The organism is Stenotrophomonas sp. 704A1 (genome assembly GCF_030549525.1).
Lineage (GTDB): Bacteria > Pseudomonadota > Gammaproteobacteria > Xanthomonadales > Xanthomonadaceae > Stenotrophomonas > Stenotrophomonas tuberculopleuritidis.
The window spans coordinates 1,201,311-1,225,771 of record NZ_CP130831.1; the positions used below are offsets into that span (position 1 = coordinate 1,201,311).

The following is a 24,461-nucleotide window of genomic DNA, read 5'->3' on the forward strand; positions in this document are numbered from 1 at the left end:
GCCGTACCCGATGACCGACCTCGCCCCGCAGACCCCGACCGAAACGCTGCTGAAGGCCGCGATGGACGGCACCGTGCCGATCCGTGCCTTCATGGAGGCCTTCGTCGCCTCCGACGTGGTGCTGCTGACCGGCAGCCTGGTCACCCCCGACGGCAGCGGCTTCGACCCGCTGCTGTTCGACAAGCAGGGCACCCTGCACGTGGCCGTGTTCACCGACCCGTCGCGGGTCGGCATCCATAGCCAGCAGGCGCCGCATCAGATCCGCTGGCGGATGCTGGATGTGCTGCGCCGCGTGCCCGCTGGCTACGGCGTAGTGATCAACCCGGGCACCCGGCTCGGCTTCGAGATCTCGCCCAGCGGCATCGGCGAGATCCTGAAGGACTTCGCCCAGGGCTGAATCGTCGAGCAGGGCTCGGCGTTGCAGACAGCTTTCCTTTCACCGCCGTACGTGGTTCTCTGGGGCAACAACAGGATCGAGGTTCTGCCATGGAGTTCAGCGTATTGGCCGCCGATGCGCCGCAACGGCTGCAGCTGGCGCAGTGGTACCACGCGCAGTGGGGCCGCGAGGCGGGGATGACGCTGGAGCAGGAACTGCAGCGCTTGAACCGGGCGCAGGACGAGGCTGGATTCCCGCACCTGATCGCCGCGTCTGACAACGGCCAGGAGGTCGGTGCGGTGCAGCTCAAACGCCGGGAGATGCAGGCGTTCCCGCAGATGGTGCGCAGGGTAGCCGCGTGAGTGGGACCGCCGGCCGCCATGCCCGGTCCGCGCTGATCTTCCTGATCGCGGCCATCGTGGCCGCGCTGCTGGCCATGCCGGTGCTGCGCGCGCTCGGCGTCGTGCAGTGGCCGGTCTTCGTGATCGCCTGGCTGGTCAACCTCGGCGCGGCCTGGCATCTGGCCCAGTGGGCACGCCAGCAGGGACGCCCGGCAGGGGCCTTCGGTGTCGTCGCTGCGCTCGGCACGGCGACCGCGATCGTGGTCTATGTGCTGCTGGCGGTACTGGGGCCGAAGACCGCCGCGCGCGCACCAGGGCCGTAGCGGGGCTCGCCGGGGCGGCCGTGAAGTCATCCTGAATGCGTTGCCGCACGTGCACTGGTTCACACAACGCCTGCACAGCGGCGTCGCTAGGCTTTGCCCCTCTCATCGTTGCAACGCAGGCGCATATGCGGATCGTCACCGGGGTAAAAGGGCTGGACAGCATTCTTGGCGGCGGACTTCCGCAGGCACGGCTGTATCTGCTGGAAGGACCGCCCGGCTCCGGCAAGACCACCCTGTCGCTGCAGTTCCTGCTGGAAGGCCTGCGCCGCGGCGAGCGCTGTCTGTACATCACCCTGTCGGAGACCGCCGAGGAGCTGCGCGAGGTCGCTGCGGCGCACGGCTGGTCGCTGGAAGGCCTGCACCTGTTCGAGCTGGGCTCGGCCGAAGGCGCGATGGGCAACGGGCGCCTGCAGTCGGTGCTGCACTCATGGGAAATGGAGCTGGACGAAACGATCAACCTGATCATGTCCAAGGTCGACAGCATCGGCCCCACCCGCGTGGTGTTCGATTCGCTGTCCGAGCTGCGTCTGCTGGCCCAGGACTCGTTGCGCTACCGTCGGCAGATCCTGGCGCTGAAGCAGTTCTTCGCGCCCAAGAGCGCGACGGTAATCCTGGTCGACGACCTTACCTCCACGGGCGATGAACGCGACGGCCAGCTGCACAGCCTGTGCCACGGCGTGCTGTCGCTGGAACGGTTGACGCTGGACTTCGGCCCGGCCCGGCGCCGCATGCAGGTGCAGAAGCTGCGCGGCGTGGATTTCGTCGCCGGCTATCACGACATGGTGATCCGCCACGGCGGGCTGGAAGTGTTCCCGCGGCTGATCGCCTCCGAACATCACGGGCACTTCGTCGGTACCCCGGTCAGCAGCGGCGTGGCCGAAATCGATCGGCTGCTGGGCGGTGGCCCGCTGCGGGGTACCTCGACCCTGCTGACCGGCCCGGCCGGCAGTGGCAAGACCAATGTCGCCCTGCAGTACGTGTGGGCAGCCTGCGAACGCGGCGAGCGCTGCTGCATCTTCGAGTTCGATGAACGCGTCGGCACCCTGCTGGCGCGGGCGTCGGCACTGGATATCGACCTGGAGAAGCACCTGCGCACGGGCCTGCTGGAGATCCTGCAGATGGATCCGGCCGAGGTGTCACCGGGCGAGTTTGCATGGAACCTGCGCAAGGCGGTGGAGGAACGCAACTGCACGCTGCTGGTGATCGACAGCCTGAACGGCTACGTCACCGCGATGCCGCAGGAGAAGCAGCTGATGCTGCAGCTGCACGAGATGCTGTCCTACCTCAACCAGAAGGGTGTTGCGACCTTCCTGATCAATCCGCAGCACGGCCTGGTGGGCACCATGTCGACCGGCAGCCTCAATGTGTCCTACATCGCCGACGCGGTGGTGCTGTTCCGCTTCTTCGAGGCCAAGGGCCGTATCCGCAAGGCGATCTCGGTGATCAAGAACCGCGGTGGCGCGCATGAAGACACCATCCGCGAACTGAAGATCGATGGCCGTGGCATCACGGTCAGCGCGGCCCTGGCGGATTTCCAGGGGATTCTGACCGGCACCCCGGAATTCGTTGGCGACAGCGCTGCGCTGCTGGGCCAGTCAGATGTCCGATAGCGGCGAGGGCGCGGCGGTCGTCCGCATCGTGGCGCCGTTCGGCCGCGATGCCGAAAGCATCGCGGCGGTGCTCGGCAGTGCCGGCCTGCGCACCCATATCGCGCCCAGCCTGGGCGTTCTTGCCGATCAGCTGGATGACGATACCGGACTGGTGGTGGTCACCCAGGAAGCATTGGCACGGGGCAGCGATGCGCTGCTGCCGATGCTGCAGCGGCAACCGACCTGGTCGGACATCCCGTTCATCCTGCTGCGCTCGGCCCGTTCCTACCGGCGCTCCACCCGCGAGCCGCTGCTGCCGGGCGCGATCAATGTGGTCGAGCTGGACCGGCCGCTGGGCAGTGTCTCGCTGCTCAGCGCGGTACAGGGTGCCCTGCGCGCCCGCGACAAGCAGTTCCTGGTGCGTGACCAGCTGGACGCGCTGGCGGATGGCCGCGCGGCACTGGCACGCAGCGAATCCGAGCTGCGCCTGATCGCAGACGCGATGCCGGTGCTGATCGCCTTCGTCGACCGCACGATGTGCTTCCGCTTCGCCAACGCGGCCTACGAAAGCTGGTTCGGCCTGGCCACCGGCACGGTGATCGGCAAGCACGTGCGCGAGATCATCGGCGACGGCGTGTGGTTGCAGCGCCGGCCGGCGATGGAGGCGGCGCTGCAGGGCCGTGAAGCGCTGTTCGAGATTGTCTGGTCGCATCGCGTGCACGGCCGCCGCGACTGCGAAGTACGCTACTCGCCGCGCCGGGACGCGGCAGGCCAGGTCGATGGCTTCCACGTGTTCGTCACCGACATCACCGCCGCCAAGCTGGCGCTGGCCAGCAGCCAGCAGCACGCGCATGCACTGGAAGCGATGGTGGCTGAACGCACCCGCGAGCTGGAAATGCAGATGGCCGCGCGCGAGGCCAGCGAGGCGGCGCTGCGCCAGTCGCAGAAGATGGAGGCGATCGGCCAGCTGACCGGGGGCATCGCCCACGATTTCAACAACATGCTGACCGGCATCCTGTCGGCGCTGGATATCGTGCGGCTGCGCCTGGAGATGGGGCGGGTCGATGATCTGGAACGGTTCCTGGACACCGCCACCGCCTCGGCGCAGCGTGCCGCCGCGCTGACCCAGCGCCTGCTGGCGTTCTCGCGCCGGCAGTCACTGGACGCGCGCCCGGTGGAGATCAACACGCTGATGGTGTCGGTGCAGCACCTGCTGCACAGCACGCTGGGCGAGACCGTGCGCCTGCGCGCCGAACCCTGCGTGGTGCCGCTGCACGCCACGCTGGACGCGAACCAGTTTGAAAGCGCGCTGCTGAATCTGGCCATCAACGCCCGCGATGCGATGCCCGATGGCGGCGAGCTGACCCTGCGTGCCACCGAAGTGACCGTGCAGCCCGGCCAGTACCCCGCCGTGCCGGCAGGACACTATGCGCGGGTGGAGGTGGCCGATACCGGGGCCGGCATGGCGCCGGAGGTGGTCGAACGTGCGTTCGAGCCGTTCTTCACCACCAAACCGATCGGCAAGGGAACCGGCCTGGGCATGTCGATGGTGTACGGCTTCATGCAGCAGTCCGGGGGCCACATCGCCATCGACTCGGCGCCCGGCAAGGGCACCACCGTGTCGCTGTTCATTCCGCTGGTCGAGGCGGTGGCGTCCGAGCCGGAACCGGCGCCGGCCAGCGCCATCCGCCTGGGCGCGGGGCAGTCGATCCTGGTGGTGGAGGATGACGAACAGGTGCGCATGCTGGTCACGGTGGTGCTGGAAGATCTGGGCTACCAGACCCAGGTGGTGGGCGATGCGGATGCGGCAATGCCGATCCTGGCGTCGGACCAGTGCATCGACCTGCTGGTGACCGATGTCGGCCTGCCCGGGCTCAACGGGCGCCAGCTGGCCGAGATTGCCCGGCAGTCGCGGCCGGCGCTGCCGATCCTGTTCATGACCGGCTATGCGGAAAAGGCGCAGGAGCGCGCATCGTTCCTGGACGAAGGCATGGCCATGATTGCCAAACCCTTCCTGCTGGATGAATTCAGTGCGGCGGTGCGGATGGCGATGCCGGATGCGGCGGCAGCGGCGGGGTCGCGGTAGCGCGGGGCTACCCGCGCAGCGACGATTCGCGCACCACCAGCTTCACCGGAATGCTCTGGCTGTCCACCGGCTGCCGGCCGATCAGTGCCAGCAGGCGTTCGACCAGCAGCTGGCCGGCCTGCTTGGTGTCCTGCTGCACGGTGGTCAGCGCAGGAGACACCGAGGCCGCCAGCGGAATGTCATCGAAGCCGGTGACCGCAACATCCTGCGGAACGCGCAAGCCGCATTCGCGCAGCGCGCGAATCGCACCGATGGCGATCAGGTCGCTGGCGGCGCAGATCGCATCGATCGGCTCGCCACGCGCCAGCAGCAGCTGGCAGGCCTCCTGGCCGGACGCCTCGGTGGTGATCGCATCGTGCTGCAGTGCCGGTTCGGCAGCCAGGCCGTGTTCCTGCAGGGCCGCGACGTGGCCGCGATAGCGTTCCTGGAATTCGGGGTAATGGCTGGAAGCATGGCCGAGGAAGGCGATGCGGCGGCAACCCTGCTGCAGCAGGTGGGTGGTGATGTCGTGCCCGCCCTGGAAGTTGTCGCTGCCGATCGACACGCCCGGTTGGCCGGGCAGGGCGGCACCCCAGCGCACGAAATGCGTGCCCTGTTCGACCAGTCGCTGCAGGCGGTCGCGTGATTCGTGGTAGTCGCCGTAGCCGAGCAGGATGATGCCGTCGGCCTTGTTGCTGTCCTCGTAGTCGGCCTGCCAGTCGGTGGACAGCTGCTGGAACGAGACCAGCAGGTCCTGCCCGTGCAGGGCGCAGGCGCGGGTGATCGAGCCCAGCATCGAGTGGAAGAACGGGTTGATCAGCGAGTCGTCGTTGGTCGGGTCCTCGAAGAACAGCAGGGCCAGGGTGCCGGCATTGCGCAGGCGCAGGCTGGAGGCGTTCTTGTCGACCTTGTAGTTCAGCTCGCGGGCGATGCGCAGGATGCGCTCGCGGGTCTCGGCATTGACCATCGGGCTGCCGCGCAGGGCCCGCGACACGGTCGGCTGGGAGACCCCGGCCAGGTGGGCGATGTCCAGGGAGGTGGCTTTGCCTTTGATGGTCATGTGCGGCTGGAAGGGGCCAGGTGGAAGGTGCCCGGGCATGATGCCATGGGGTGGCTGCCGGCAGTCCGTGTGGGCGCGGGTTGTGGACAGGCCCCCGGTCATGCGAGGGTCGGCGTCCTGCCTTTGGGAGACACCTGGTGACATTTCGCCTGTACCCTGGCGTCGCTGACGATTTCCAGGCCCGGATCCGCATCCTGACGCCGGACGAAGGTGGGCGCCGCAGCCCGCCCCGGAACGGCATCCGTTGGGATTTCGCCTACGCCGACGGCGTGCAGGCGCTGGAACTGTTCATGATCTGGCCCGACTTCAGGCAGGCGTCGGGTGACAGCTGGGCGGTGGATCTGCCGCTGCCGGTGGGCGAGCCGCTGCTGGCGGGCCTGACCGTGGTCAATGACGTGCAGCGGGTCAGGCTGCACCGCGAGCGCATCCGGCCTGGCGTCCGCTTCCACTGCCATGAGGGGCCCCGGGTCGTGGCGCGGGGCGAGGTCACCTGCGTCACCGGCCTCCTGCTGGATCGACCAACGCGCCGCTGAGGCAGGTTCCGGTCCCGATCGTCCAGATCCCCTACGGGCCCAGGGCTGAGGGAATGGTAAGATGCCTCGTTCCGACATCCCCCATTCGCAACCGTGGGAGACCCGGCGAACCGGCACCCCGTTGGGTGTGCTATCACTGGGCCAGCCCCGGACAACGGAAGAATCCATCTATGGCGCGCGGCATCAACAAAGTCATCCTGGTCGGCAACCTCGGCAACGACCCGGACGTGAAGTACACCCAGAGCGGCATGGCGATCACCCGTATCAGCCTGGCCACCACCAGCGTCCGCAAGGACAAGGATGGCAACCAGCAGGAGCGTACCGAATGGCACCGCGTGGTGTTCTTCGGCAAGCTGGGCGAGATCGCCGGCGAGTACCTGCGCAAGGGCAGCTCGGTCTACGTCGAAGGCAGCCTGCGCTACGACAAGTACACCGGCCAGGATGGCGTGGAGAAGTACTCCACCGATATCGTCGCCGATGAAATGCAGATGCTGGGCGGCCGCGGTGAAGGCGGCGGCGGTGGCGGTGGCGGCAACTACGGCGGCGATCGCCCGCAGCGTCAGCAGGCGCCGCGCCAGGAGTATGGTGGCGGTGGCGGTGGCGGTGGCCAGCGTGGTGGCCAGGGCGGTGGCTATGGCAACCAGGGCGGCAACCAGGGCGGCGGCTATGGCAACCAGGGTGGCAACCAGCGCCCGCAGCCGCAGCAGGCGCCGCCGATGGACGACTTCGCCGACGACGATATTCCGTTCTGATCGAACGCGCGTCTGCAGCAGAAAAGAAAGCCCCGCCATGCGGGGCTTTTCTTTTTCCGCGATTGCATCGGGGTTGTGCCTCGCAGCATCGGGTTTTCTTGCAGCGCGACTTGCAAACAGACAATTTCCTCCCCTATGGTGCAATCGATTGCATTGCAGTGAATCGTTGCGTTTGATACCGGTTGGGAGGCCGGAAGGTGGATGTCCATCCATTCGATCAGACCGGCCCCGGCGACGGGCCTCACGCGGCGCGATGCGTTGCGCCTGGCGGTTGCCGGGAGCGTGGCCCTGAGTACCGCCACGGCGGTGCTGCCTGCGTTCGCTGCCGATGCGCCGCTCAAGGGCAACCTGAAGCACTCCGTCGCCCGCTGGACCTTCCCGCACCTGTCGGTCGCCCAGCTCTGCGCGACGGTGAAGGACATCGGTTTTGCCGCGATCGACCTGGTCGGCCCGGAAGACTGGCCCACGCTGAAGGCGAATGGCGTGTACAGCTCGATGTGCAATGGCGCGGAGCTGGGCCTGACCCAGGGTTTTGCCGGACGCCAGTTCCATGACCCGTTGGTGGAACGCTACACCCGGCATATCGATCTGGTGGCCGATGCCGGTTACCGAAATCTCATCTGCTTCTCCGGCAACCGCAACGGCATGGATCCCCATGACGGCATGGCCAATGCCGAGGCAGGCCTCAAGCGCATCCTCGGGCATGCCGAGAAGCGCGGCGTGGTGCTGGTGATGGAACTGCTGAACTCCAAGGTCGACCATCGCGACTACCTGTGCGACCACTCCGCATGGGGCGTGGAGCTGTGCCAGCGGCTGGGCTCGGACAACTTCGGCCTGCTGTACGACATCTACCACATGCAGATCATGGAAGGCGACATCATCGCCACCATTGGAAAACACCACGCCTGCTTCAAGCACTACCACACCGCCGGCGTGCCCGGCCGGAACGAGATCGGAGACCAGCAGGAGCTCCACTATCCGGCCATCTGTCGTGCGATCCGCGACACCGGTTTCAAGGGGTATCTGGCGCAGGAGTTCACGCCTGCAGCGCCCGATCCCGTTGCCTCATTGCGCGAGGCGATCCGCCTCTGCGACGTCTGAAACGATATCCACCCAGGTGAGAAACCCATGGCAGATAATCACTACGACGCCATTGTTGTTGGCTCGGGAATCAGTGGCGGTTGGGCGGCAAAGGAGCTGACCGAAAAGGGTCTGAAGGTGCTGATGCTGGAACGCGGACGCAACATCGAGCACGTCAAGGACTACGTCAACGCGATGAAGGAGCCGTGGGACTTCCCCCACCGCAACCGACCGACGCAGGCGATGAAGGCCGAATTCCCCGTGCTGATGCGCGATTATGGCCTGGCCGAGAACCTGCAGGGGATGTGGGCCAACGAGCAGGAATCACCCTACATCGAGACCAAGCGCTTCGACTGGTTCCGCGGCTACCACGTAGGAGGCCGCTCGCTGATGTGGGGCCGGCAGAGCTATCGCTTCTCCGACCTGGATTTCGAAGCGAACCGCAAGGATGGCATCGCCACCGACTGGCCGATCCGCTACGCCGACATCGCGCCGTGGTACGACCACGTGGAGACGTTCGCCGGCATCGCCGGCACGCGCGAGGGGCTGGACGTGCTGCCGGATGGCCAGTTCCTGCCGCCGGTGCCATTGAACATCGTCGAGAAGGATGTGGCGGCGAGGATAAAGAAGGCCTTCGGCGGCACCCGCCACATGATCCACTCGCGCACCGCCAACATCACCCAGCCGATGCCCGAGCAGGGGCGGGTCAACTGCCAGTACCGCAACAAGTGCATCCTGGGCTGTCCCTTCGGTGCCTATTTCTCGACCCAGGCGGCGACGCTGCCTGCGGCGATGAAGACCGGCAACCTGACCCTGCGGCCATTCTCGATCGTCAAGGAAGTGCTGTACGACAAGGACCGCAGGCGTGCGCGCGGCGTGGAGGTCATCGACGCCGAGACCGGGCAGACCTACCAGTACACCGCCAAGGTGATCTTCCTCAACGCGTCGTCGTTCAACTCGACGTGGTTGCTGATGAACTCGGCCACCGATGTGTGGGAGGGCGGGCTGGGCTCATCGTCGGGCGAGCTTGGCCACAACGTGATGGACCACCATTTCGGCGCGGGCGCTTCCGGCCGGGTCGAAGGCTACGACGACAAGTACTACTTCGGACGGCGCCCCTGCGGCTTCTACATTCCGCGGTTCCGCAACGTTGCTGCCGACAAGCGCGGCTACCTGCGCGGGTTCGGTTACCAGGGCGGTGCCAGCCGCACCGGCTGGTCGCGCGAGATCGCCGAGCTGAACATCGGTGCCGACCTGAAGGACGCGCTGACCGTGCCGGGCGACTGGCGCATCGGCATGACCGGGTTCGGCGAGATGCTGCCGCACCACGACAATACGATCCGGCTGGACCGCGAGCGCAAGGACAAGTGGGGGCTGCCGGTGCTGGCGATGGATGTGTCCATGCGCGCCAACGAACTGGCGATGCGCAAGGACATGGCCGCCGATGCTGCCGAGATGCTGGAGGCGGCCGGCGTCAAGGACGTGAAGATGCACGACAACGACTATGCCCCGGGCAAGGGCATCCATGAGATGGGGACGGCGCGCATGGGACGCGATCGCAGAAGCTCGGTATTGAACGCGCACAACCAGGTCTGGGATGCGCCCAATGTCTATGTGACCGACGGTGCCTGCATGACCTCCAGCGCCTGCGTGAATCCATCGCTGACCTACATGGCGCTGACCGCGCGCGCCGCCGACCATGCCGTACGCGAACTGAAGGCGGGGAATCTCTGATGGATCGTCGCGAACTGCTGAAGATGATCGTTGCCGCCACCGGGGCGGCCATGGTGGGACTGCCGGCCCTCGTGCAGGGGCAGGCGCCGGACGCCGGCCCCCGCACGCCGTTTTCCGACGCCGATATCGGCATGCTCGATGACATCGCCGAGACCATCCTGCCGCGCACGCGGACGCCGGGAGCGAAGGATGCCGGTGCCGGGCTGTTCATGGCCACGTTCGTCAGTGACTGCTACACCGCCCGGCAGCAGGCGGTGTTCCGCGCCGGCCTGGTCGATATCGACCGGCGTGCCGGTGGTCGCTTCGTGTCGCTCACGCCGGAGGCCCGCACCGCACTGCTGCGCACGCTGGACGCGGAAGCCAGGGCGCGGCCTGCCGATGTGACCGAGACCGGTACCCCCGAAGAGGGCGAAGCGATGCCGCACTACTTCACGATGCTCAAGCAGCTGGCCATCTTCGGCTTCTTCACCTCCAAGGTCGGTGCGACCGGGGTGCTGCAGTACGTCGCCGTGCCGGGCCGCTACGACGGCGACCTCGCCTATGTGCCCGGCACGCCCGCCTGGGGGACCAGCTGATGGCCACCGCCCTGATGATCCGCCCACTGTTGATGGCCACCGGCCTGCTGGCCGCCGCGTCTGCCTTCGCGCAGGCCAGCGACACCGATCCTGCACGCGATCCGAAGCGTACCGAGGTGTGGACGCCGGTGCCTGCGGTGGTGGCGACGCCTGTGGGCAAGCCGCCCTCCGACGCGATCGTGCTGTTCGACGGCAAGGATGTTTCAGCCTGGGAGTCGGAGCAGGGCGGGCGCGTGCCCTGGACGGTGGCCGATGGCGCCATGACGGTCGTGCCGGGCAGCAAGGGCATCCGCACCCGGCAGCGCTTCTGCGATGTCCAGCTGCATGTCGAGTGGCGCACACCGACCGACACCCAGGGCTTCGACGGGCAGAACCGGGGCAACAGCGGGATCTTCCTGCAGGAACGGTATGAGCTGCAGGTGCTCGACAGCTACCACAACCCGACCTATGCCAATGGCCAGGCCGGCTCCCTCTACAAGCAGGCGATGCCGTTGGTGAACGCCTCACGCGCACCGGGCCAGTGGCAGGCCTACGACATCCTCTGGAAGGCGCCACGCTTCTCGGCAGGCGGTGGGCTGGTGTCGCCCGCGCGCATCACGGTGCTGCACAATGGCGTGCTGGTACAGGATGACACCGTGCTGGCGGGCAAGACCGAGTACATCGGTGCGCCTTCCTACGCGCCCCATGGGTGCGAGCCGCTCTACCTGCAGGAGCATGATTCCCGGGTCAGCTACCGCAACATCTGGGTGCGCGAGCTGTAGCGGCACAGGGCCGGCGTGGTCGCCGGCCCCTTACTTCGCCAGGTAGCTGGCGATGTCATCGATCTCCTGCTGCGACAGCTGGGAGAAGGGCGGCATCAATCCGCCGCCCTTGCTGATCTTTTCCTTGATCTGCGCCGGTGCCATGCGCTTGCCGATATCGGTGAGCGCCGGGAACGCGCCCGGCATGCCCGCACGGTCGGCGCCGTGGCAGGCCACGCAGTTCGCGGTATAGAGCTTCGCACCGGCAACCGGGTCGTCCTTCGACCACGCTGCCGCTGCAACGCTCATGCTGCCCAGGGCCACGGCCATTGCCAGGATCGTTTTCATGCGGGGCTCCTTCATGCGTCAGCGCTGCGCAGGGGCGGGCACGGGGGTGGGCAGGTGTTCACGCAGGTAGGCCGCGCCGGTCCGGATGACCCGGGCCGGGTCGCGTGGCTGGTCGTGCTCGATGATGTACCACTGCACGCCGGCCGTTGCCGCCGCAGGCAGGATCGCGTTCCAGTCCAGCACACCCTGGCCGACCGCAGCGAATCCACCTTCGTCTTCGGCGTGGCCCTTGGGCGCATTGTCCTTGGCGTGTACGGCGAACACGTGGCCGCGGAATTTTCCCAGCATCACTGCCGGGTCCAGCCCGGCACGCGCGACCCAGGCCAGGTCCAGTTCGGTCTGCAGGTCGGGGCCGGCTGCGGCGAACAGCCGTTCCAGCCCGGTGCTGCCGTTGACGTCGACCAGCTCGAAGTCATGGTTGTGGTAGGCCAGGCGCATGCCTTTGGCCCGCACCTTGCTCGCGATCTGGCCCAGTTCCCTGCCCAGGGCGGTCCAGCCGGCCGCATCGGTCGGACGATCCTTCCTGTCCAGGTACGGCACCACCAGCATCGTGTTGCCGATCGCCTGGTTGAAGGCGATCACGCTGTCCAGGTCCGCGCGCAGTTCGGCCAGCGCCACATGCGATGAAATCGCCTTGATCGAATACCGCTCCAGCAGCTGCTTGAGGTCGGCCGCGGTGGTGTTCTGCGTGCCCACCGTCTCCACCGCATGGATGCCGGCATCGTGGACGATCTTCAACTGCTGCTCGAGCGAGCCGGCATCGCGCAGGGTGTACATCTGCACCGCGATGGGTTTCTGCGTGCCGGCAGCGTCGCCTGCGAAGGCGGGCAGGGCAGCGAGCAGCAGCAGGACCAGGCCTGCAGTTCCAAGCACAGGGGTTTTCATCAACAGATCCTCCCGGGGGTTCAACCGATGGCCGTCCAGGCGCGTGACCTGGCCGATGCGATGACACGATCGACGATCCGCGCCGAGCGCACGCCGTCCTCGAAGGTGGGCAGGCCCTGTGGCCGCTCGCCGTCGATGGCGCGATAGGTGTCGGCGACGAACGCTTCGAAGCACTGCGCGTAGCCCTGCGCGTGCCCGGCCGGCAGCACCGACAGCCGGCGTTGTTCGGCGCTGCCGGCGCCGGGTCCGCGTACAAAGATTTCCTCGCGTTGCTCGGGCAGGCCGATCCACAGACGCTCAGCGTCCTCCTGGTTGAATGCGACGCTGGCCTTGGCGCCATCGATCTCGAACCAGAGGCGGTTGCGGCGTCCGGCCGAGACCTGGCTGACGGTCAAGGAGGCCAGCGTGCCGGCGCCGGTCCTGAACATCGCAACCGCGACGTCTTCGCTCGCCACCGCCTGCATCGCGCCACCCGCTGCCGGCGTGCTGAAGCTCTGCCCGCCGAGCGCACCGCGTTCGGCGATCACGGTGTCGAACGCGGCGCTGACCTCGCTGAAGCGCTCGCCGCTGACCCATTCCACCAGGTCGCACCAGTGCGAGCCGATGTCGGCGAAGACGCGCGATGCGCCGCCCAGCGCCGGATCCACGCGCCAGTTGTTGCTGGCAGGGTCCAGCAGCCAGTCCTGCAGGTAGCTGCCGTGGATCAGGTGCAGCGGCCCCAGGTCGCCCTGCGCGATGCGTGCGCGCGCCTCGCGCACCACCGGGTGGTAGCGGTAGACGAAGGGCACGGTGGCGACCCGCCCGGCCGATGCGGCCAGGGCCGCCAGCGCCTGCGCATCGTCCAGCGTCGTCGCCAGCGGTTTCTCGCAGATCACATGCTTGCCGGCTTCCAGTGCGGCCTGCGCCATGGGGCGGTGCAGGTGGTTGGGGGTGCAGACGTGCACGACCTGCACCTGTGGATCGGCGACCACTTCTTCGATGTCCCGATAGGCGCGCGGTACGTTCCACGACTGCGCGGCCTCGCGTGCGCGGTGCGCGGACGAGGCGGCCACGCCGCGCACGTCGGCGCCGGCCAGCAGTGCCGCGCGGCGATGCACGGCACCGATCATGCCTGCACCGACGATGGCGATTCCAAGCTTGGGCATCGGTTCCGCTCCTCAGGGCGTGGAAGGCGCGGCCGCGGCCACCGGCCGCTCGCGGAACAGCAGCAGGAAGGCGACCAGCACGACCAGCGCGACGCCTGCGGGGAACAGCCAGATCTGCTGCCAGTCCGGCCCGGCCGCGGTGGTGAAGTGCTCCACCACCGCGCCGGACAGGAAGGTGCCGATCAGCATGCCCACGCCGTAGGTGGCCAGGGTGATGAAGCCCTGCGCGCTGCTGCGCGCGGCGGGGCCGGCATGGGCGTCGGTGTAGATCTGGCCGGTGACGAAGAAGAAGTCGTAGCAGATGCCATGCAGCACGATGCCGATCACCAGCAGCGGGAAGCCGCTGCCGGCATCGCCGAAGGCGAACAGGGCGTAGCGCAGCACCCACGCCGCCATGCCCACCGCCAGCATCGTCTTCACCCCCAGCCGCACGAACAGGAACGGCATGGCCAGCATCAGCAGCACTTCGGAGACCTGGCCCAGCGACTGCAGGCCGGCCGCGCCGCGCACGCCCAGGTCGTTGAGATAGGGGTTGGTGAAGTTGTAGTAGAACGACAGCGGGATGCAGATGGCGATGGAGGCCAGGAAGAACACCAGGTAGGCGCGCGACTTCAGCAGCCGCAGCGAATCCAGGCCCAGGATCTGCCCGAGCCCGGCGTCGCGCTGCTGTGCCAGCGGCGGCGTGTGCGGCAGGGTGAATGCATACAGACCCAGCGCCAGCGATGCCAGCGCCGCCATGCGGAAGGTCAGTTCAAGCCGATGCGCCTGTTCCCAGCCCAGCCAGCCGATCAGCACACCGGCCACGATCCAGCCGATGCTGCCGGCCACCCGCACCAGTGGGAACTGCTTCTCCGGCGATTGCATGTGCCGCATCGCCACGCTGTTGGCCAGTGCCAGCGTCGGCATGAACAGCAGCATGTAACCCATGACGCAGGCGGAGAACACGCTGAAGGTCGTTGCCGTGGACGCCAGCCACATCAGCACCGCGCCGGCCAGGTGCAGCACCGCCAGGATGCGCTGTGCGGCGAAGTAGCGATCGGCGATCAGGCCGACCAGGAAGGGGGCAACGATGGCGCCGATGGACTGGCTGAGGAAGGCCGTGGCGACCTGGCTGGCGCTGGCCTGCAGCGGGCCCTGCACCAGGTAGGTTCCGAGGGTGACGAACCACGCCCCCCAGATGAAGAACTGCAGGAACATCATCGCGCCCAAGCGCGACATGGCGTGCGTCATGGCTTGCCCTCCCGGGGCGGTAATGGCTCAGATTCCCAGCATGCGCTGCAGTGATGCGGCATCCGTTCCGCTGTCGGCAAAGTCGTCGAAGGCGCGCCCGGTCACGCGGATGATGTGGTCGCGGATGAACGCAGCGCCCTCGCGCGCGCCATCTTCCGGGTGCTTCAGGCAGCACTCCCATTCCAGCACTGCCCAGCCCGGGAAGTCGTACTGCGCGAACTTCGAGAAGATCGCCTTGAAGTCGATCTGGCCATCGCCGAGTGAACGGAACCGGCCTGGACGATCGATCCAGTCCTGGTAGCCGGCATACACGCCACTGCGTGCACTGGCGTGGTACTCCGCGTCCTTGACGTGGAAGATGCCGATGCGGTCGTGGTAGCGGTCGATGAAGCCCAGGTAGTCCATCTGCTGCAGCAGCATATGGCTGGGGTCGTACAGGATCCTGGCACGGGGATGGTGGTCCACTACCTTGAGGAAGCGCTCGAAGGTCACACCGTCGTGCAGATCCTCGCCGGGGTGGAGCTCGAAGCACAGATCCACGCCGCAGGTATCGAACGCGTCCAGGATGGGGCGCCAGCGGCGGCCGAGTTCGGCGAAGGCTTCTTCCACCAGGCCGGGCGGGCGTTGTGGCCAGGGATAGAAGTAAGGCCAGGCCAGCGCGCCGGAGAATGTGGCGTGTGCGGTCAGCCCCAGGCGCTGGCTGGCCTGGGCCGCCAGCAGCAGCTGCTCCACCGCCCAGGCCTGGCGTGCAGCCGGATTGCCGCGCCTGTCGGCCGGTGCGAAGCCGTCGAACAGGCTGTCGTAGGCCGGATGCACGGCGACCAGCTGCCCCTGCAGGTGGGTGGACAGCTCGGTGATCTGCACGCCATGCCCGGCCAGCATGCCGGCCACGTCGTCGCAGTACGCCTGGCTGCGTGCCGCTTCGGCCAGGTCGAACAGGCCGGGCGCACTGGTCGGTACTTGTAGGCCAGAATAGCCCAGGCCCGCGGCCCATTGTGCCAGCGTGTCCAGCCGATCGAAGGGAGGTGTGTCGCCGATGAACTGCGCCAGGAACAGCGCTGGACCCTTGAGCGTCTTCAAGCGGATTCGCCTCGATGCAATCGATTGCATTACCCTAGCATGGGCTTTCCCGAGATCCGTTGTGCAGTGCACACCGGCACCAGCACCCTGACCCATGGCAACCATCTACGACATCGCAAAGCACGTCGGCGTTTCGGCCGGTACGGTATCGCGGGCGCTGTCCCGGCCGGACAAGGTCCTGCCGGCCACGCGCGCGCGCATCGAACAGGCCGCCGACGCGCTGGGCTACGTGCCCAACACGATCGCCCGGACACTCAAGACCCAGCGCAGCGGCAAGATCCTGGTCACCGTGCCGGACATCGCCAACCCGTTCTTCGCGCAGATCCTGCAGGGCGCGGAGGACGCCGCGCAGGCGCTCGGCTACGCCGTGCTGCTCGGCGATACCCAGCACCTGCCCGAGCGCGAGGAGCGCTACGCGCAGATGCTCCGGCGCAACGAGGCCGACGGCCTGATCGTGCTGGGGCATCGCCTGCCGCCGACGGCGCGCGACATCGTGCAGCAGCGGGGCGCCGCCGCGCCGGTGGTCAATGGCTGCGAGTTCGATCCTGCGCTGGGCATTCCCAGCGTCCACATCGACAACGCAGCCGCCGCGCGCGCGGTGATGGACCACCTGTATGCGCTGGGACACGAGCGGATCGCGGTGGTGGGCGGGCCCACCGACAATCCCCTGCACCAGCAACGGCTGGAAGGGGTCCGTGTCGCTGGCAAGGCGCGCGGCCGCCTGCGCCAGCTGAGCGTGGTGCCGGGCGATTTCTCGGTGGAATCCGGCCATGCGGCCGCGCTGGCCCTGCTGGCAACCGCGGCGGCGGCGCCGACCGCGATCTTCTGTTTCAGTGACCAGATGGCGCTGGGCGCGCTGGCGGCCTGCCGGGATCTGGGCATCCGCGTGCCGGAGCAGGTGTCCATTGCCGGCTTCGACGATCTGGCGTCATCCCGGTATCTCACGCCGCCGTTGACGACCATCCGGCAGCCGATGCGGGAGATCGGCGAGCGTGCGGTCGCCCTGCTGCTCGCCATCATCGACCAGGTCGATGTACCGCTTCAGCAGACACTGGATTTCAGCCTGATGCTGCGCGGCTCGACAGCGCCGCCGCGCCGGATGTGAGGGCAGGGCGCCCGGCCGATGGCGTGCTGCCTGGAGGCGGGCGCGCAGATCCCGCGTCGTCTTCCCGGCCGCCTGAACGCCGGCAGCGGTGCAGCGGCGGCGGTGCGGCAATCCACTACCATGGGCCACCCCTCCAGGATGTGCCCCATGTCACTCGTCATCCCGACCCTGCCCAGGCCCCCCGTGGCGCGCATCGCGGCCTGGCTGCTGATGCTGCTGGGCATGTGGCTGGCGCTGAAGCTGGGCCTGGTGGTGACCCTGCTGTCGGGCCTGCTGGTGTTCCAGCTGACCCATGTGCTGGCCGCCACCGTGGAAGGCAAGCTGCGCCCCGGGCGGGCACGGGCGATCGCGGTGATCGTGCTCTCGGCGGTGATCATCGGGGTGCTGGTGCTGGCCGGAATCGGCGTGGCCTCGTTCTTCCGCAACGAGACCGGAGGCCCGGACGTGCTGCTGGCGCGGCTGATGGACATCCTCAACACCTCGCGCCACCAGGTGCCGGCGCTGCTGCAGCCGTACATTCCCGAGGACCTGACCGCGCTGCGTGCGGCGGTGAACGAATGGGCGGCAGAACACCAGCGCCAGCTGGGCGTGGCAGGCACTTCGGTGGTGCAGGTGGGCGTGCGCGTGCTGATCGGCATGGTGCTGGGCGCGATGATCGCGCTGTACGACGAACTGCCGCTGCCGAAGATGGGGCCGTTGGCGCGGGAGCTGATCGGACGCACCAGCCGCCTGGCCACTGCGTTCCGCCAGGTGGTGTTCGCCCAGGTGAAGATCTCGCTGCTCAACACGGTGTTCACCGCCCTGTTCCTGCTGGGGGTGCTGCCGCTGTTCGGCGTGCACCTGCCGCTGTCGAAGACCCTGGTACTGATCACCTTCCTGGCCGGACTGCTGCCGGTGGTGGGCAACATCATCTCCAATACCATCATCACCATCGTCGCGCTCTCGGTATCGTTCTACGTGGCGGTGGTGGCGCTGCTGTACCTGGTGGTGATCCACAAGCTGGAGTACTTCCTCAACGCGCGCATCGTCGGCGGTGAGATCCAGGCCCGCGCCTGGGAGCTGCTGCTGGCCATGCTGGTGATGGAAGCGGCCTTCGGCCTGCCGGGGCTGGTGGCCGCGCCGGTGTTCTACGCGTATGTGAAGCGCGAACTGGTCGACCAGCGCTGGATCTGACCCGCCGCGCACCGGTGCAGCGCTACACTGGTCCGCACGCCAGGGGACACACCGATGGGTCACAGGGCACCGCCGAACGGGCTGCAGACCTGGCTCTGGATCCTGGCCGGGCTGTTCGTGCTGTGCACGCTGCCATTGATGGCCATCGCCCTGGTGCAGGGCACCCAGCGTTACACCGAGGCCGATGACAACCTGGTCGCGCTGCGGCAGTTGCGGCAGACCTTCGAGCTGGCCAACCGGGTGTCTGCCGAGCGTGGGCCGGCCAACAGCCTGCTCGGCGCCGATGTGGCCGATGCGCAGGAACATGCCCGGCTGGCCGCGCAGCTGGCGGTCGCGCGGCAGCGGGTGGACGTTGCCGCGACCGGCCTGCACGCCGTGTTCGAGGCGGACCCGCGGGTGGTGGAGGAAACGCCACTGCTGCGCGATGCACAGCGCCGGCTGCAGGCCGCACGTGGCACGGTCGACCGGGTGGCCGCGCTGCCGCTGGCCGAGCGCTCGGTGGACGAGGTGGACCGTGCGATCAGCAGCATGTTCGCGGTCTACGACCGGTTGCAGGCGCTGACCTCGGTACAGATCAGCGATCTGGTCGGCGCGGACCGCGAGGCGGCCATTCCGGCCCTGCAGGGCCAGGTGCTGATCGATCTGCGCGAGCATGGGGGGCGACTGGCCTCCAACGTGATGGCGCCACTGGCCGTGCCCGGTGCCTGGCGCGCGCAGCAGGTGCGCGCCGCACGGCAGACCGAAGGCCGCCTGCTGGAACTGTGGCGGCTGGCCGCCAGCCATGAGTCGGTATTCCGGAGTGACCCGGCGTTGTCGTGGCATTGGGACATGGCGCGCCGGCAGTTCTTCGGCCAATCGCTGCCGATGATCGAGCAGCTGATCGAGGACGGCCGGCGCGGCGTACCGCCGCGGTGGACCGCCGCCGAATTCACCGCCCGCTATGTGCCGACCCTGCAGTCGCTGGAGGCGCTGCGCGATGGCTACCTGGGCGTGTCGATCGCGCGCTTCGAACACACCCGCAACCGCGAAGCGGTGCGCCTGGCAGTCCTGGCCGGGACCGCGCTCGGCACCTTGATGATCCTGGGCCTGGCAATGCGCATCGCCCACGTGCAGATCCTGCGGCCGCTGCTGCAGGCCCAGGCGCAGGTGATCCAGATCGCCTCGGACACGCCGGGCAGTGCGCAGCGCGGCACCCATCCGATGGCCGAGATGCAGCGCCTGTTCGATGCCATCGAGGTCCTGCGCGCGAAGTCGCACCAGCGCGCCGCACTGACCCGCGAGCTGCGCGAACTGGCCGGCACCGATCAGTTGACCGGGCTGTTGAACCGGCGCTCGCTGGACGAGCAGGTGCAGCAGCGCCACGCCGCCGGCAGCACGCAGGCGGTGGTGATCCTGCTGGACGTGGACCATTTCAAGGCGATCAACGATGGCCAGGGCCATGCCGCCGGCGATGACGTGCTGGTGCAGGTGGCGCACCTGCTGCAGCGCCAGCTGCGGCGCAACGACAGCATTGCCCGCTACGGTGGCGAAGAGTTCCTGGTGCTGCTGGCCGACGCTGACCTGGCCGGTGCACGCCAGCTGGCCGAAACGCTTCGCGTGGCATTGCGGCAGCAGGACATCGCGCTCGGCGACGGGCAGTCGCTGCGCGTCACCGCCAGTTTCGGCGTCGCCCAGGGCCGGCTGGATCCGGCCGGCTGGCGTGCACTGGTGCGTGCCGCCGACGCCGCCATGTACGAAGCCAAGGCGCTGGGTCGCGACCGGGTGCAGGTGGCGGACAGCGGACGCGCCGCGCGCTGATCGGATCAGCCGCTGTCTGCCTGTGCCCGCCGCAGTATCCGGCCGACCATGTGCCGGGCCACCGTCCTCGGTACCGGCAGGCCGCGCCAGCGCATCGCCCCCACGCGGAACGTCGCGCTGGCCGTGGCCAGCAGGCGGCCGTTGGGCGAGGTCAGACGGCCACGGGTGAAGATGATGCTGCCCTTGCTGTGTTCGATCTGCCCCCAGCCGAGGATGCGTCCGGGACGGGCCGGGCTGACGAAGCTGGTCTTCGATTCGACCGTTACCGCCAGCCGGTTGGGCGGCAGCATTGCGTAGATGGCCGGCCCCATGCAGTCGTCCAGCATGGCCGACAGGAAGCCGCCCTGGATGTTGCCCATCGGGTTGGTCAGGGCGCTGCTGGCATCGAACTCGACATGGATCTGGTCCTGCTCGGGATCGTGGCTGATGAAACGCCACCCCAGCAGCAGACCGGCCTTGGACGGCGGAAGATCACCGTTGATCACGCTGTACAGCAGGGACTGGGGATTCATGCGGTAACCCTCGATGTGGGGGAGGTCAGGCGGGTTGCAGCAGGGACAGCAGCGCCAGCAGGAAACCGATGCAGCACAGGGCGACCACCGCCGCACCGGCGGACACCGGCGTCTTGGCACCGGTGCGCTTGCGCACCCCGGACGCCACCGCGACCGGCGGCAACGTGGCCACCAGGCAGAACACCTGGAACGTGAGCAGCTGCGGCAGCGCGAAGTGCCCCCCGAAGAAGATCAGCCAGGCCAGCATCACCCCGGCGCCGGCCAGCGCGATCCAGCCTGCGCCAACCACCCGGATCAAGGCCATCAGCAGCACCTGCATGCGCGGCGGGACGCCACCCCACGCCAGGCCGACCGCCTCGCCGTGATAGGGCATGAACTCGGAGCGTTTCAGGTAGGTCGCCGCGAACAGCGCGACGATGAAAAAGGCCAACAGGTAGCTGCCGAACGCGAGCGAAGCGAACAGGTCCATGTGCTGCCATCCATGCGGGTGCCGGGGAGAGGGCGATGGCCAGGGCAGGCAGTACGACGCTGGCCCGTGGCTGCGCGATTCTCGAACGGCGCCCTGTTAGCCGTGTGTCGCGCGGATCAGCGTGTTTCTCCATCAGGAATTAACGCGCGCCGCGTGTTGCGTGCTGCATCACATCGGTGTTGTGACCGGCGTTACGGCTTCAGGCGTGGCGGCACCTTGCGCATGTTCATCACTGGCGCACGCGCTGCTGCCTAGACTGGCCGCTACGCCACTGCAGGACATGATCATGACGCACCGCTCCGTTGTGACCGCCATGCTGATGTCGGGCCTGCTGCTGGGATGTGCCAGCAGTGCGCCGCCGCCCGCCGCCCATGCCGGTGCCGATGCACCGCGCCAGCGCTCGATTGCCGCCGATGCCAGCCCGGTGCCCGGGTTCACCGGCGGTGGCGCGGACTGGACCCTCGAGATCGCCTCCACCGGCAAGGGCAACCACGATGCCACGCTCACGGTGGGCGGTCGCAGCAGCACCGGTACGCTGCGTTACCTGGGGCAGCCGGCCGGTGCCCCTGCGTCGCTGACGGTGCTCAATGGCGAGCTGGGCAACCAGCCGGTGGTCGTCGAGATCACCCGCACCTCCTGTCGCAACGCCGAGGGCGTGGACACCCTGGCCAGCGTGCAGCTGACGATGGAGGGCCAGCCACAACGTCGTGGCTGCGGCTTCCTGGCGGTGTACTGAGCGGGGCATGGATATTCCGCAGCTGGAAACGCCGCGACTGCGCCTGCGCGCGCAACGGCTGGAGGACTTTGCGCCGTATGCCGCCTTCCTGGCATCGCCACGCGCGACCGGCATGGGCGGGCCGTTCGGCGAGGTCGCCGCGTGGGGACAGTTCTGCCACGATCTGGCCAGCTGGCGCCTGTTCGGCCACGGCGCGCTGATGGTCGAGCGCCGCGACAGTGGCGCCTGCATCGGCCAGGTGGGCATCAACCACGGGCCCCTGTTTCCCGAGCCGGAGCTGGGCTGGCTGCTGTACGCCGGGCAGGAAGGGCAGGGCTTCGCCAGCGAAGCCGCGGCAGCACTGCGTGACTGGGCATTCGACGTGCGCGGGTTGCCGACGCTGGTCAGCTACATGGCGCCGGACAACGCAGCGTCGGCGGCGGTCGCGCGCCGCCTGGGCGGCGTGCTGGACCGGCAGGCGCGGCGCACCGATCCCGATGACCTGGTATTCCGCTACTACCGGCGTTGATGCGTGCACGGGCCCGCGCTGCGCGCAGCGCAGCCGCCGACAGGCCGTGCGTGAAGACCGCGGCAGCAGCCATCCACGTGCCGGTCACCGCGCAGGGCGGACGCTGGGCGCCCACCTGCGGAAGGAACGGCACATGACCACGTTGACCCTGCATGAACTGGCCAGGAAGATGGCCGGCATCGATTTCGCGCTGCTGCAGACCCACGCCGGTGGCGAGATCGCCGGCCGGCCGATGAGCAACAACGGTGACGTGGACTATGACGGTGACAGCTGGTTCTTCGCACTGGACAGCACCGACATGGTGCGCGAGATCGCCGCCGACCCGGCCGTGGCGTTGGGCTTCACCGGCAGCAAGTCGCTGCTGGGCAAGCCGCCGCTGTTCGTGCATGTGCAGGGCAGGGCGGCACTGCTGCGCGACCGCGCCACGATGGCCCAGCACTGGGTGAAGGACCTGGAACGCTGGTTCGAGCAGGGCGTGGATACTCCGGGTCTGGTGCTGATCCATGTGCACGCCCGCCGCATCCATTACTGGGACGGCGAGGACCAGGGCGAGATCAGCGTCTGATCGATGCCGGCGCAGGCGATGCATCGCACGGCGCTGCCCGCTCGGCACGGCAGCGCCTCAACGTCCCGGGTTGTCGGCCGCTTGTGCTGCTGCTTGCCGGGTGCAGGCCGGCCACGCCCGTTGCGCTCTGCCGCCGGTGTTTGCCATCCTCCCGGCTGTTTTTCGTTGCGTGGAGGTGCCATGCGTGCTGCGACCTGGCTGACGGCCGGCCTGCTGCTGCCGATGCTGGCGGCGGCCCAGCCCGCGCGTGCGCCCAAGGCCGCCGCGCAGGATCCCTTCAGCGAGCTGTTCGACACCGCGTGCATGCAGCACATCGGCGCGCCGGCGCGCCTGCAGTCGCTGATGGATGCCAATGGGCTGACACCCCTGCAGCCGGCCGAGGCCGCCACCCTGCTGCAGGGCCAGCAGGGCATGGCCTGGATGGTGCCGCTGGCCAGTGGCCGCTACGCGGTCAGCTGGGCCGATGATGGCACCTGCACCGTGTACGCCGAGAAGGCCGATCCGGCGGTGGTGCAGAAGGGCTTTGCGCGGCTGATGCAGGCGGCGCCGAAACCACTGCAGATCCGCTCGCTGCCATCGCGCGGGCCGCTGTCCGGCGACCAGGTGGCGATCCAGTACGGATGGGCGACGCCCGGTGAAAGCAAGCTGCGGGTGCGCTTCCGGCTGGTGACCCGGCAGGCGGCCGACGCCGGAGTGCAGGCGATGGCCTCGGCCACGCCGGGCGAGGCGATGCGCGAGCAGCCCGCGGCCACGCCGCCGCACGGCGAGCGCTGACGCCGGCCCGGCCTTCCCGGCGGCAGGCTGGAGCGGGCGCGGGCAGCCCGAGATTCATCCACGCGGGCCGGTTGTGGTATATCGTTTATCGATAAATCCACCCCGGGGCGGCGCGACCGTCCCACACCGGAGGCTGCTTGACCGCTCTTCCCGCCCGCGCCAGACCTGCGCGCGGCCTGTTCACCCTGGCCCAGACCGCCGTGCAGGCGGTCCGCGCGATGTGCTGGCTCGGCATTCTCGCCGCGCTGCTGGCGGTTCCCCTGCTGGCCTACGACCGCCGCTGGCTGCTGGACAGCGTGCAGGACGCGCACGCGATGGCCGTGCACGGTTCCTGGCTGTTCCTGCATTTCTGCGCCGGGCTGGGCGCCATCGTGGCACTGCTGGTGCTGTGCCTGGTGTTCCTGCGGCACCTGGCGCGCCTGCTGCGCTCGGCCGCACGCGAACGTCCGTTCACCCACGCCAACGCGCAGCGCCTGCAGCGCATGGCCTGGCTGATGCTGGCCATGGAAGTGCTGTCGATCGTGATCGGCCTCTACGCCGCATGGATGGGGCCGGATTTCAGCTGGATGGAAGTGGGCGGCGGCATGTCGATCACCGGCCTGGTCGCAGTGCTGATGCTGTTCGTGCTGGCGCGGGTATTCGCGGTGGGCGCGGCGATGCGCGACGACCTGGACGCTGTGATCTGATGGAACGGCTCTGATGGCGATCGTGATCACCCTCGACCGCATGCTGCAGCAACGCGGAATGACCCTGTCCGAGCTGGCCGGGCGGATCGACATCACCCTGGCCAATCTGTCGATCCTGAAGACCGGCAAGGCGCGGGCGATCCGCTTTTCGACGCTCGATGCGATCTGCCGCGAACTGCAATGCAGCCCGGGCGACCTGCTCGGGCATGACCCTGCGCAGCTGCAGGACGCCGATCAGGTCTGACCGGTGCCTGGCCTGCGCGCTGTATTCCCCTGTTGA

Annotated in this window: 28 protein-coding genes; 20 read left to right on the forward strand and 8 right to left on the reverse strand. The window is 68.2% G+C overall.

Translation table 11 applies throughout. The features are described from left to right. Positions 1 to 10: 10 nt before the first annotated feature. The 5 genes from Q5Z10_RS05545 to Q5Z10_RS05565 all read left to right on the forward strand — a co-directional run bounded on the left by Q5Z10_RS05545 (position 11) and on the right by Q5Z10_RS05565 (position 4,715). Positions 11 to 397, forward strand: coding sequence for an SseB family protein (locus Q5Z10_RS05545; protein ID WP_303638263.1), 387 nt, complete (start codon positions 11 to 13; stop codon positions 395 to 397). Between the two features lie 89 nt (positions 398 to 486). Then, a complete protein-coding gene (locus Q5Z10_RS05550) occupies positions 487 to 738 on the forward strand; it encodes a hypothetical protein (RefSeq protein WP_303638264.1) in 252 nt (83 codons plus the stop codon). Beyond that, positions 735 to 1,040, forward strand: a complete 306-nt coding sequence (locus Q5Z10_RS05555; RefSeq protein ID WP_303638265.1) for a hypothetical protein — start codon at positions 735 to 737, stop codon at positions 1,038 to 1,040. Before Q5Z10_RS05550 ends, Q5Z10_RS05555 begins: the two co-directional genes overlap by 4 nt. A gap of 125 nt (positions 1,041 to 1,165) precedes the next feature. Further along, a complete protein-coding gene (locus Q5Z10_RS05560; RefSeq protein ID WP_303638266.1) occupies positions 1,166 to 2,650 on the forward strand; it encodes an ATPase domain-containing protein in 1,485 nt (494 codons plus the stop codon). Beyond that, on the forward strand, positions 2,640 to 4,715 hold the full coding sequence (locus tag Q5Z10_RS05565; RefSeq protein WP_303638267.1) for an ATP-binding protein: 2,076 nt from the start codon (positions 2,640 to 2,642) through the stop codon (positions 4,713 to 4,715). Before Q5Z10_RS05560 ends, Q5Z10_RS05565 begins: the two co-directional genes overlap by 11 nt. A gap of 7 nt (positions 4,716 to 4,722) precedes the next feature. On the opposite strand, the gene Q5Z10_RS05570 is transcribed toward Q5Z10_RS05565, so the two are convergent. Continuing rightward, entirely contained in the window at positions 4,723 to 5,754 is a 1,032-nt protein-coding gene (locus Q5Z10_RS05570) for a LacI family DNA-binding transcriptional regulator (RefSeq protein ID WP_303638268.1), read from the reverse strand. Between the two features lie 137 nt (positions 5,755 to 5,891). On the opposite strand from Q5Z10_RS05570, the gene Q5Z10_RS05575 reads away from it, so the two are divergent. From Q5Z10_RS05575 to Q5Z10_RS05600, 6 genes are all read left to right on the forward strand, one after another. Next, the gene (locus Q5Z10_RS05575; RefSeq protein WP_303638269.1) at positions 5,892 to 6,287 is read left to right on the forward strand and encodes a hypothetical protein; all 396 of its coding nucleotides are present in this window, start codon (positions 5,892 to 5,894) and stop codon (positions 6,285 to 6,287) included. 170 nt (positions 6,288 to 6,457) lie between these two features. Beyond that, positions 6,458 to 7,039: a single-stranded DNA-binding protein gene (locus Q5Z10_RS05580; protein ID WP_049413472.1), complete on the forward strand. Its 582-nt coding sequence runs from the start codon at positions 6,458 to 6,460 to the stop codon at positions 7,037 to 7,039. 201 nt (positions 7,040 to 7,240) lie between these two features. Beyond that, complete coding sequence (locus Q5Z10_RS05585) at positions 7,241 to 8,140, forward strand: hydroxypyruvate isomerase family protein (RefSeq protein WP_303638270.1); 900 nt, start codon at positions 7,241 to 7,243, stop codon at positions 8,138 to 8,140. A gap of 27 nt (positions 8,141 to 8,167) precedes the next feature. Then, positions 8,168 to 9,853, forward strand: coding sequence for a GMC oxidoreductase (locus Q5Z10_RS05590; RefSeq protein WP_303638271.1), 1,686 nt, complete (start codon positions 8,168 to 8,170; stop codon positions 9,851 to 9,853). Further along, positions 9,853 to 10,428, forward strand: coding sequence for a gluconate 2-dehydrogenase subunit 3 family protein (locus tag Q5Z10_RS05595; RefSeq protein WP_303638272.1), 576 nt, complete (start codon positions 9,853 to 9,855; stop codon positions 10,426 to 10,428). Before Q5Z10_RS05590 ends, Q5Z10_RS05595 begins: the two co-directional genes overlap by 1 nt. Then, complete coding sequence (locus tag Q5Z10_RS05600) at positions 10,428 to 11,189, forward strand: 3-keto-disaccharide hydrolase (protein WP_303638273.1); 762 nt, start codon at positions 10,428 to 10,430, stop codon at positions 11,187 to 11,189. Before Q5Z10_RS05595 ends, Q5Z10_RS05600 begins: the two co-directional genes overlap by 1 nt. Positions 11,190 to 11,219: 30 nt before the next feature. On the opposite strand, the gene Q5Z10_RS05605 is transcribed toward Q5Z10_RS05600, so the two are convergent. The 5 genes from Q5Z10_RS05605 to Q5Z10_RS05625 are packed head-to-tail and all read right to left on the reverse strand — an operon-like array spanning position 11,220 to position 15,856. Further along, positions 11,220 to 11,516: a c-type cytochrome gene (locus tag Q5Z10_RS05605; protein ID WP_303638274.1), complete on the reverse strand. Its 297-nt coding sequence runs from the start codon at positions 11,514 to 11,516 to the stop codon at positions 11,220 to 11,222. Positions 11,517 to 11,534: 18 nt separating this feature from the next. After that, positions 11,535 to 12,401: a sugar phosphate isomerase/epimerase family protein gene (locus Q5Z10_RS05610; RefSeq protein ID WP_303638275.1), complete on the reverse strand. Its 867-nt coding sequence runs from the start codon at positions 12,399 to 12,401 to the stop codon at positions 11,535 to 11,537. A gap of 20 nt (positions 12,402 to 12,421) precedes the next feature. After that, positions 12,422 to 13,546 carry a Gfo/Idh/MocA family protein gene (locus Q5Z10_RS05615; protein ID WP_303638276.1) on the reverse strand — a complete coding sequence of 375 codons (1,125 nt, stop codon included), beginning with the start codon at positions 13,544 to 13,546 and terminating at the stop codon, positions 12,422 to 12,424. Positions 13,547 to 13,558: 12 nt separating this feature from the next. Next, entirely contained in the window at positions 13,559 to 14,776 is a 1,218-nt protein-coding gene (locus Q5Z10_RS05620; protein WP_303638277.1) for a nucleoside permease, read from the reverse strand. 27 nt (positions 14,777 to 14,803) lie between these two features. Then, on the reverse strand, positions 14,804 to 15,856 hold the full coding sequence (locus Q5Z10_RS05625) for a sugar phosphate isomerase/epimerase family protein (protein ID WP_303638278.1): 1,053 nt from the start codon (positions 15,854 to 15,856) through the stop codon (positions 14,804 to 14,806). 94 nt (positions 15,857 to 15,950) lie between these two features. Between Q5Z10_RS05625 and Q5Z10_RS05630 the strand changes: the two genes are divergently transcribed. From Q5Z10_RS05630 to Q5Z10_RS05640, 3 genes are all read left to right on the forward strand, one after another. Then, positions 15,951 to 16,961, forward strand: coding sequence for a LacI family DNA-binding transcriptional regulator (locus Q5Z10_RS05630; protein WP_303638279.1), 1,011 nt, complete (start codon positions 15,951 to 15,953; stop codon positions 16,959 to 16,961). 147 nt (positions 16,962 to 17,108) lie between these two features. Beyond that, the gene (locus tag Q5Z10_RS05635; RefSeq protein WP_303638280.1) at positions 17,109 to 18,134 is read left to right on the forward strand and encodes an AI-2E family transporter; all 1,026 of its coding nucleotides are present in this window, start codon (positions 17,109 to 17,111) and stop codon (positions 18,132 to 18,134) included. Positions 18,135 to 18,188: 54 nt separating this feature from the next. Next, complete coding sequence (locus Q5Z10_RS05640) at positions 18,189 to 19,931, forward strand: GGDEF domain-containing protein (RefSeq protein ID WP_303638281.1); 1,743 nt, start codon at positions 18,189 to 18,191, stop codon at positions 19,929 to 19,931. 5 nt (positions 19,932 to 19,936) lie between these two features. On the opposite strand, the gene Q5Z10_RS05645 is transcribed toward Q5Z10_RS05640, so the two are convergent. Next, entirely contained in the window at positions 19,937 to 20,443 is a 507-nt protein-coding gene (locus tag Q5Z10_RS05645; RefSeq protein WP_303638282.1) for a PaaI family thioesterase, read from the reverse strand. A 25-nt stretch (positions 20,444 to 20,468) separates the two neighbouring features. Further along, positions 20,469 to 20,912 (reverse strand): hypothetical protein, encoded by a 444-nt coding sequence (locus Q5Z10_RS05650; RefSeq protein ID WP_303638283.1) that lies wholly within the window; start codon positions 20,910 to 20,912, stop codon positions 20,469 to 20,471. Positions 20,913 to 21,198: 286 nt separating this feature from the next. On the opposite strand from Q5Z10_RS05650, the gene Q5Z10_RS05655 reads away from it, so the two are divergent. The 6 genes from Q5Z10_RS05655 to Q5Z10_RS05680 all read left to right on the forward strand — a co-directional run bounded on the left by Q5Z10_RS05655 (position 21,199) and on the right by Q5Z10_RS05680 (position 24,425). After that, complete coding sequence (locus Q5Z10_RS05655) at positions 21,199 to 21,648, forward strand: hypothetical protein (RefSeq protein ID WP_303638284.1); 450 nt, start codon at positions 21,199 to 21,201, stop codon at positions 21,646 to 21,648. Between the two features lie 7 nt (positions 21,649 to 21,655). Continuing rightward, entirely contained in the window at positions 21,656 to 22,156 is a 501-nt protein-coding gene (locus Q5Z10_RS05660; RefSeq protein WP_303638285.1) for a GNAT family N-acetyltransferase, read from the forward strand. A gap of 133 nt (positions 22,157 to 22,289) precedes the next feature. Then, the gene (locus Q5Z10_RS05665; RefSeq protein WP_303638286.1) at positions 22,290 to 22,721 is read left to right on the forward strand and encodes a pyridoxamine 5'-phosphate oxidase family protein; all 432 of its coding nucleotides are present in this window, start codon (positions 22,290 to 22,292) and stop codon (positions 22,719 to 22,721) included. Between the two features lie 180 nt (positions 22,722 to 22,901). Next, entirely contained in the window at positions 22,902 to 23,495 is a 594-nt protein-coding gene (locus Q5Z10_RS05670) for an NMCC_0638 family (lipo)protein (protein WP_303638287.1), read from the forward strand. A gap of 218 nt (positions 23,496 to 23,713) precedes the next feature. Continuing rightward, entirely contained in the window at positions 23,714 to 24,181 is a 468-nt protein-coding gene (locus Q5Z10_RS05675) for a DUF2975 domain-containing protein (RefSeq protein WP_303639141.1), read from the forward strand. A gap of 13 nt (positions 24,182 to 24,194) precedes the next feature. Further along, a complete protein-coding gene (locus Q5Z10_RS05680) occupies positions 24,195 to 24,425 on the forward strand; it encodes a helix-turn-helix domain-containing protein (protein ID WP_303638288.1) in 231 nt (76 codons plus the stop codon). Positions 24,426 to 24,461 lie beyond the last annotated feature (36 nt).

Coding starts and splice junctions, on each gene's coding strand:
- Q5Z10_RS05545 (WP_303638263.1), top strand. CDS start 11: ATGACCGACCTCGCCCCGCAGACCCCGACCGAAACGCTGCTGAAGGCC.
- Q5Z10_RS05550 (WP_303638264.1), top strand. CDS start 487: ATGGAGTTCAGCGTATTGGCCGCCGATGCGCCGCAACGGCTGCAGCTG.
- Q5Z10_RS05560 (WP_303638266.1), top strand. CDS start 1,166: ATGCGGATCGTCACCGGGGTAAAAGGGCTGGACAGCATTCTTGGCGGC.
- Q5Z10_RS05565 (WP_303638267.1), top strand. CDS start 2,640: ATGTCCGATAGCGGCGAGGGCGCGGCGGTCGTCCGCATCGTGGCGCCG.
- Q5Z10_RS05570 (WP_303638268.1), bottom strand. CDS start 5,754: ATGACCATCAAAGGCAAAGCCACCTCCCTGGACATCGCCCACCTGGCC.
- Q5Z10_RS05580 (WP_049413472.1), top strand. CDS start 6,458: ATGGCGCGCGGCATCAACAAAGTCATCCTGGTCGGCAACCTCGGCAAC.
- Q5Z10_RS05585 (WP_303638270.1), top strand. CDS start 7,241: ATGTCCATCCATTCGATCAGACCGGCCCCGGCGACGGGCCTCACGCGG.
- Q5Z10_RS05590 (WP_303638271.1), top strand. CDS start 8,168: ATGGCAGATAATCACTACGACGCCATTGTTGTTGGCTCGGGAATCAGT.
- Q5Z10_RS05595 (WP_303638272.1), top strand. CDS start 9,853: ATGGATCGTCGCGAACTGCTGAAGATGATCGTTGCCGCCACCGGGGCG.
- Q5Z10_RS05600 (WP_303638273.1), top strand. CDS start 10,428: ATGGCCACCGCCCTGATGATCCGCCCACTGTTGATGGCCACCGGCCTG.
- Q5Z10_RS05605 (WP_303638274.1), bottom strand. CDS start 11,516: ATGAAAACGATCCTGGCAATGGCCGTGGCCCTGGGCAGCATGAGCGTT.
- Q5Z10_RS05610 (WP_303638275.1), bottom strand. CDS start 12,401: ATGAAAACCCCTGTGCTTGGAACTGCAGGCCTGGTCCTGCTGCTGCTC.
- Q5Z10_RS05615 (WP_303638276.1), bottom strand. CDS start 13,546: ATGCCCAAGCTTGGAATCGCCATCGTCGGTGCAGGCATGATCGGTGCC.
- Q5Z10_RS05620 (WP_303638277.1), bottom strand. CDS start 14,776: ATGACGCACGCCATGTCGCGCTTGGGCGCGATGATGTTCCTGCAGTTC.
- Q5Z10_RS05630 (WP_303638279.1), top strand. CDS start 15,951: ATGGCAACCATCTACGACATCGCAAAGCACGTCGGCGTTTCGGCCGGT.
- Q5Z10_RS05635 (WP_303638280.1), top strand. CDS start 17,109: ATGTCACTCGTCATCCCGACCCTGCCCAGGCCCCCCGTGGCGCGCATC.
- Q5Z10_RS05640 (WP_303638281.1), top strand. CDS start 18,189: ATGGGTCACAGGGCACCGCCGAACGGGCTGCAGACCTGGCTCTGGATC.
- Q5Z10_RS05645 (WP_303638282.1), bottom strand. CDS start 20,443: ATGAATCCCCAGTCCCTGCTGTACAGCGTGATCAACGGTGATCTTCCG.
- Q5Z10_RS05650 (WP_303638283.1), bottom strand. CDS start 20,912: ATGGACCTGTTCGCTTCGCTCGCGTTCGGCAGCTACCTGTTGGCCTTT.
- Q5Z10_RS05655 (WP_303638284.1), top strand. CDS start 21,199: ATGACGCACCGCTCCGTTGTGACCGCCATGCTGATGTCGGGCCTGCTG.
- Q5Z10_RS05660 (WP_303638285.1), top strand. CDS start 21,656: ATGGATATTCCGCAGCTGGAAACGCCGCGACTGCGCCTGCGCGCGCAA.
- Q5Z10_RS05665 (WP_303638286.1), top strand. CDS start 22,290: ATGACCACGTTGACCCTGCATGAACTGGCCAGGAAGATGGCCGGCATC.
- Q5Z10_RS05670 (WP_303638287.1), top strand. CDS start 22,902: ATGCGTGCTGCGACCTGGCTGACGGCCGGCCTGCTGCTGCCGATGCTG.
- Q5Z10_RS05675 (WP_303639141.1), top strand. CDS start 23,714: ATGTGCTGGCTCGGCATTCTCGCCGCGCTGCTGGCGGTTCCCCTGCTG.
- Q5Z10_RS05680 (WP_303638288.1), top strand. CDS start 24,195: ATGGCGATCGTGATCACCCTCGACCGCATGCTGCAGCAACGCGGAATG.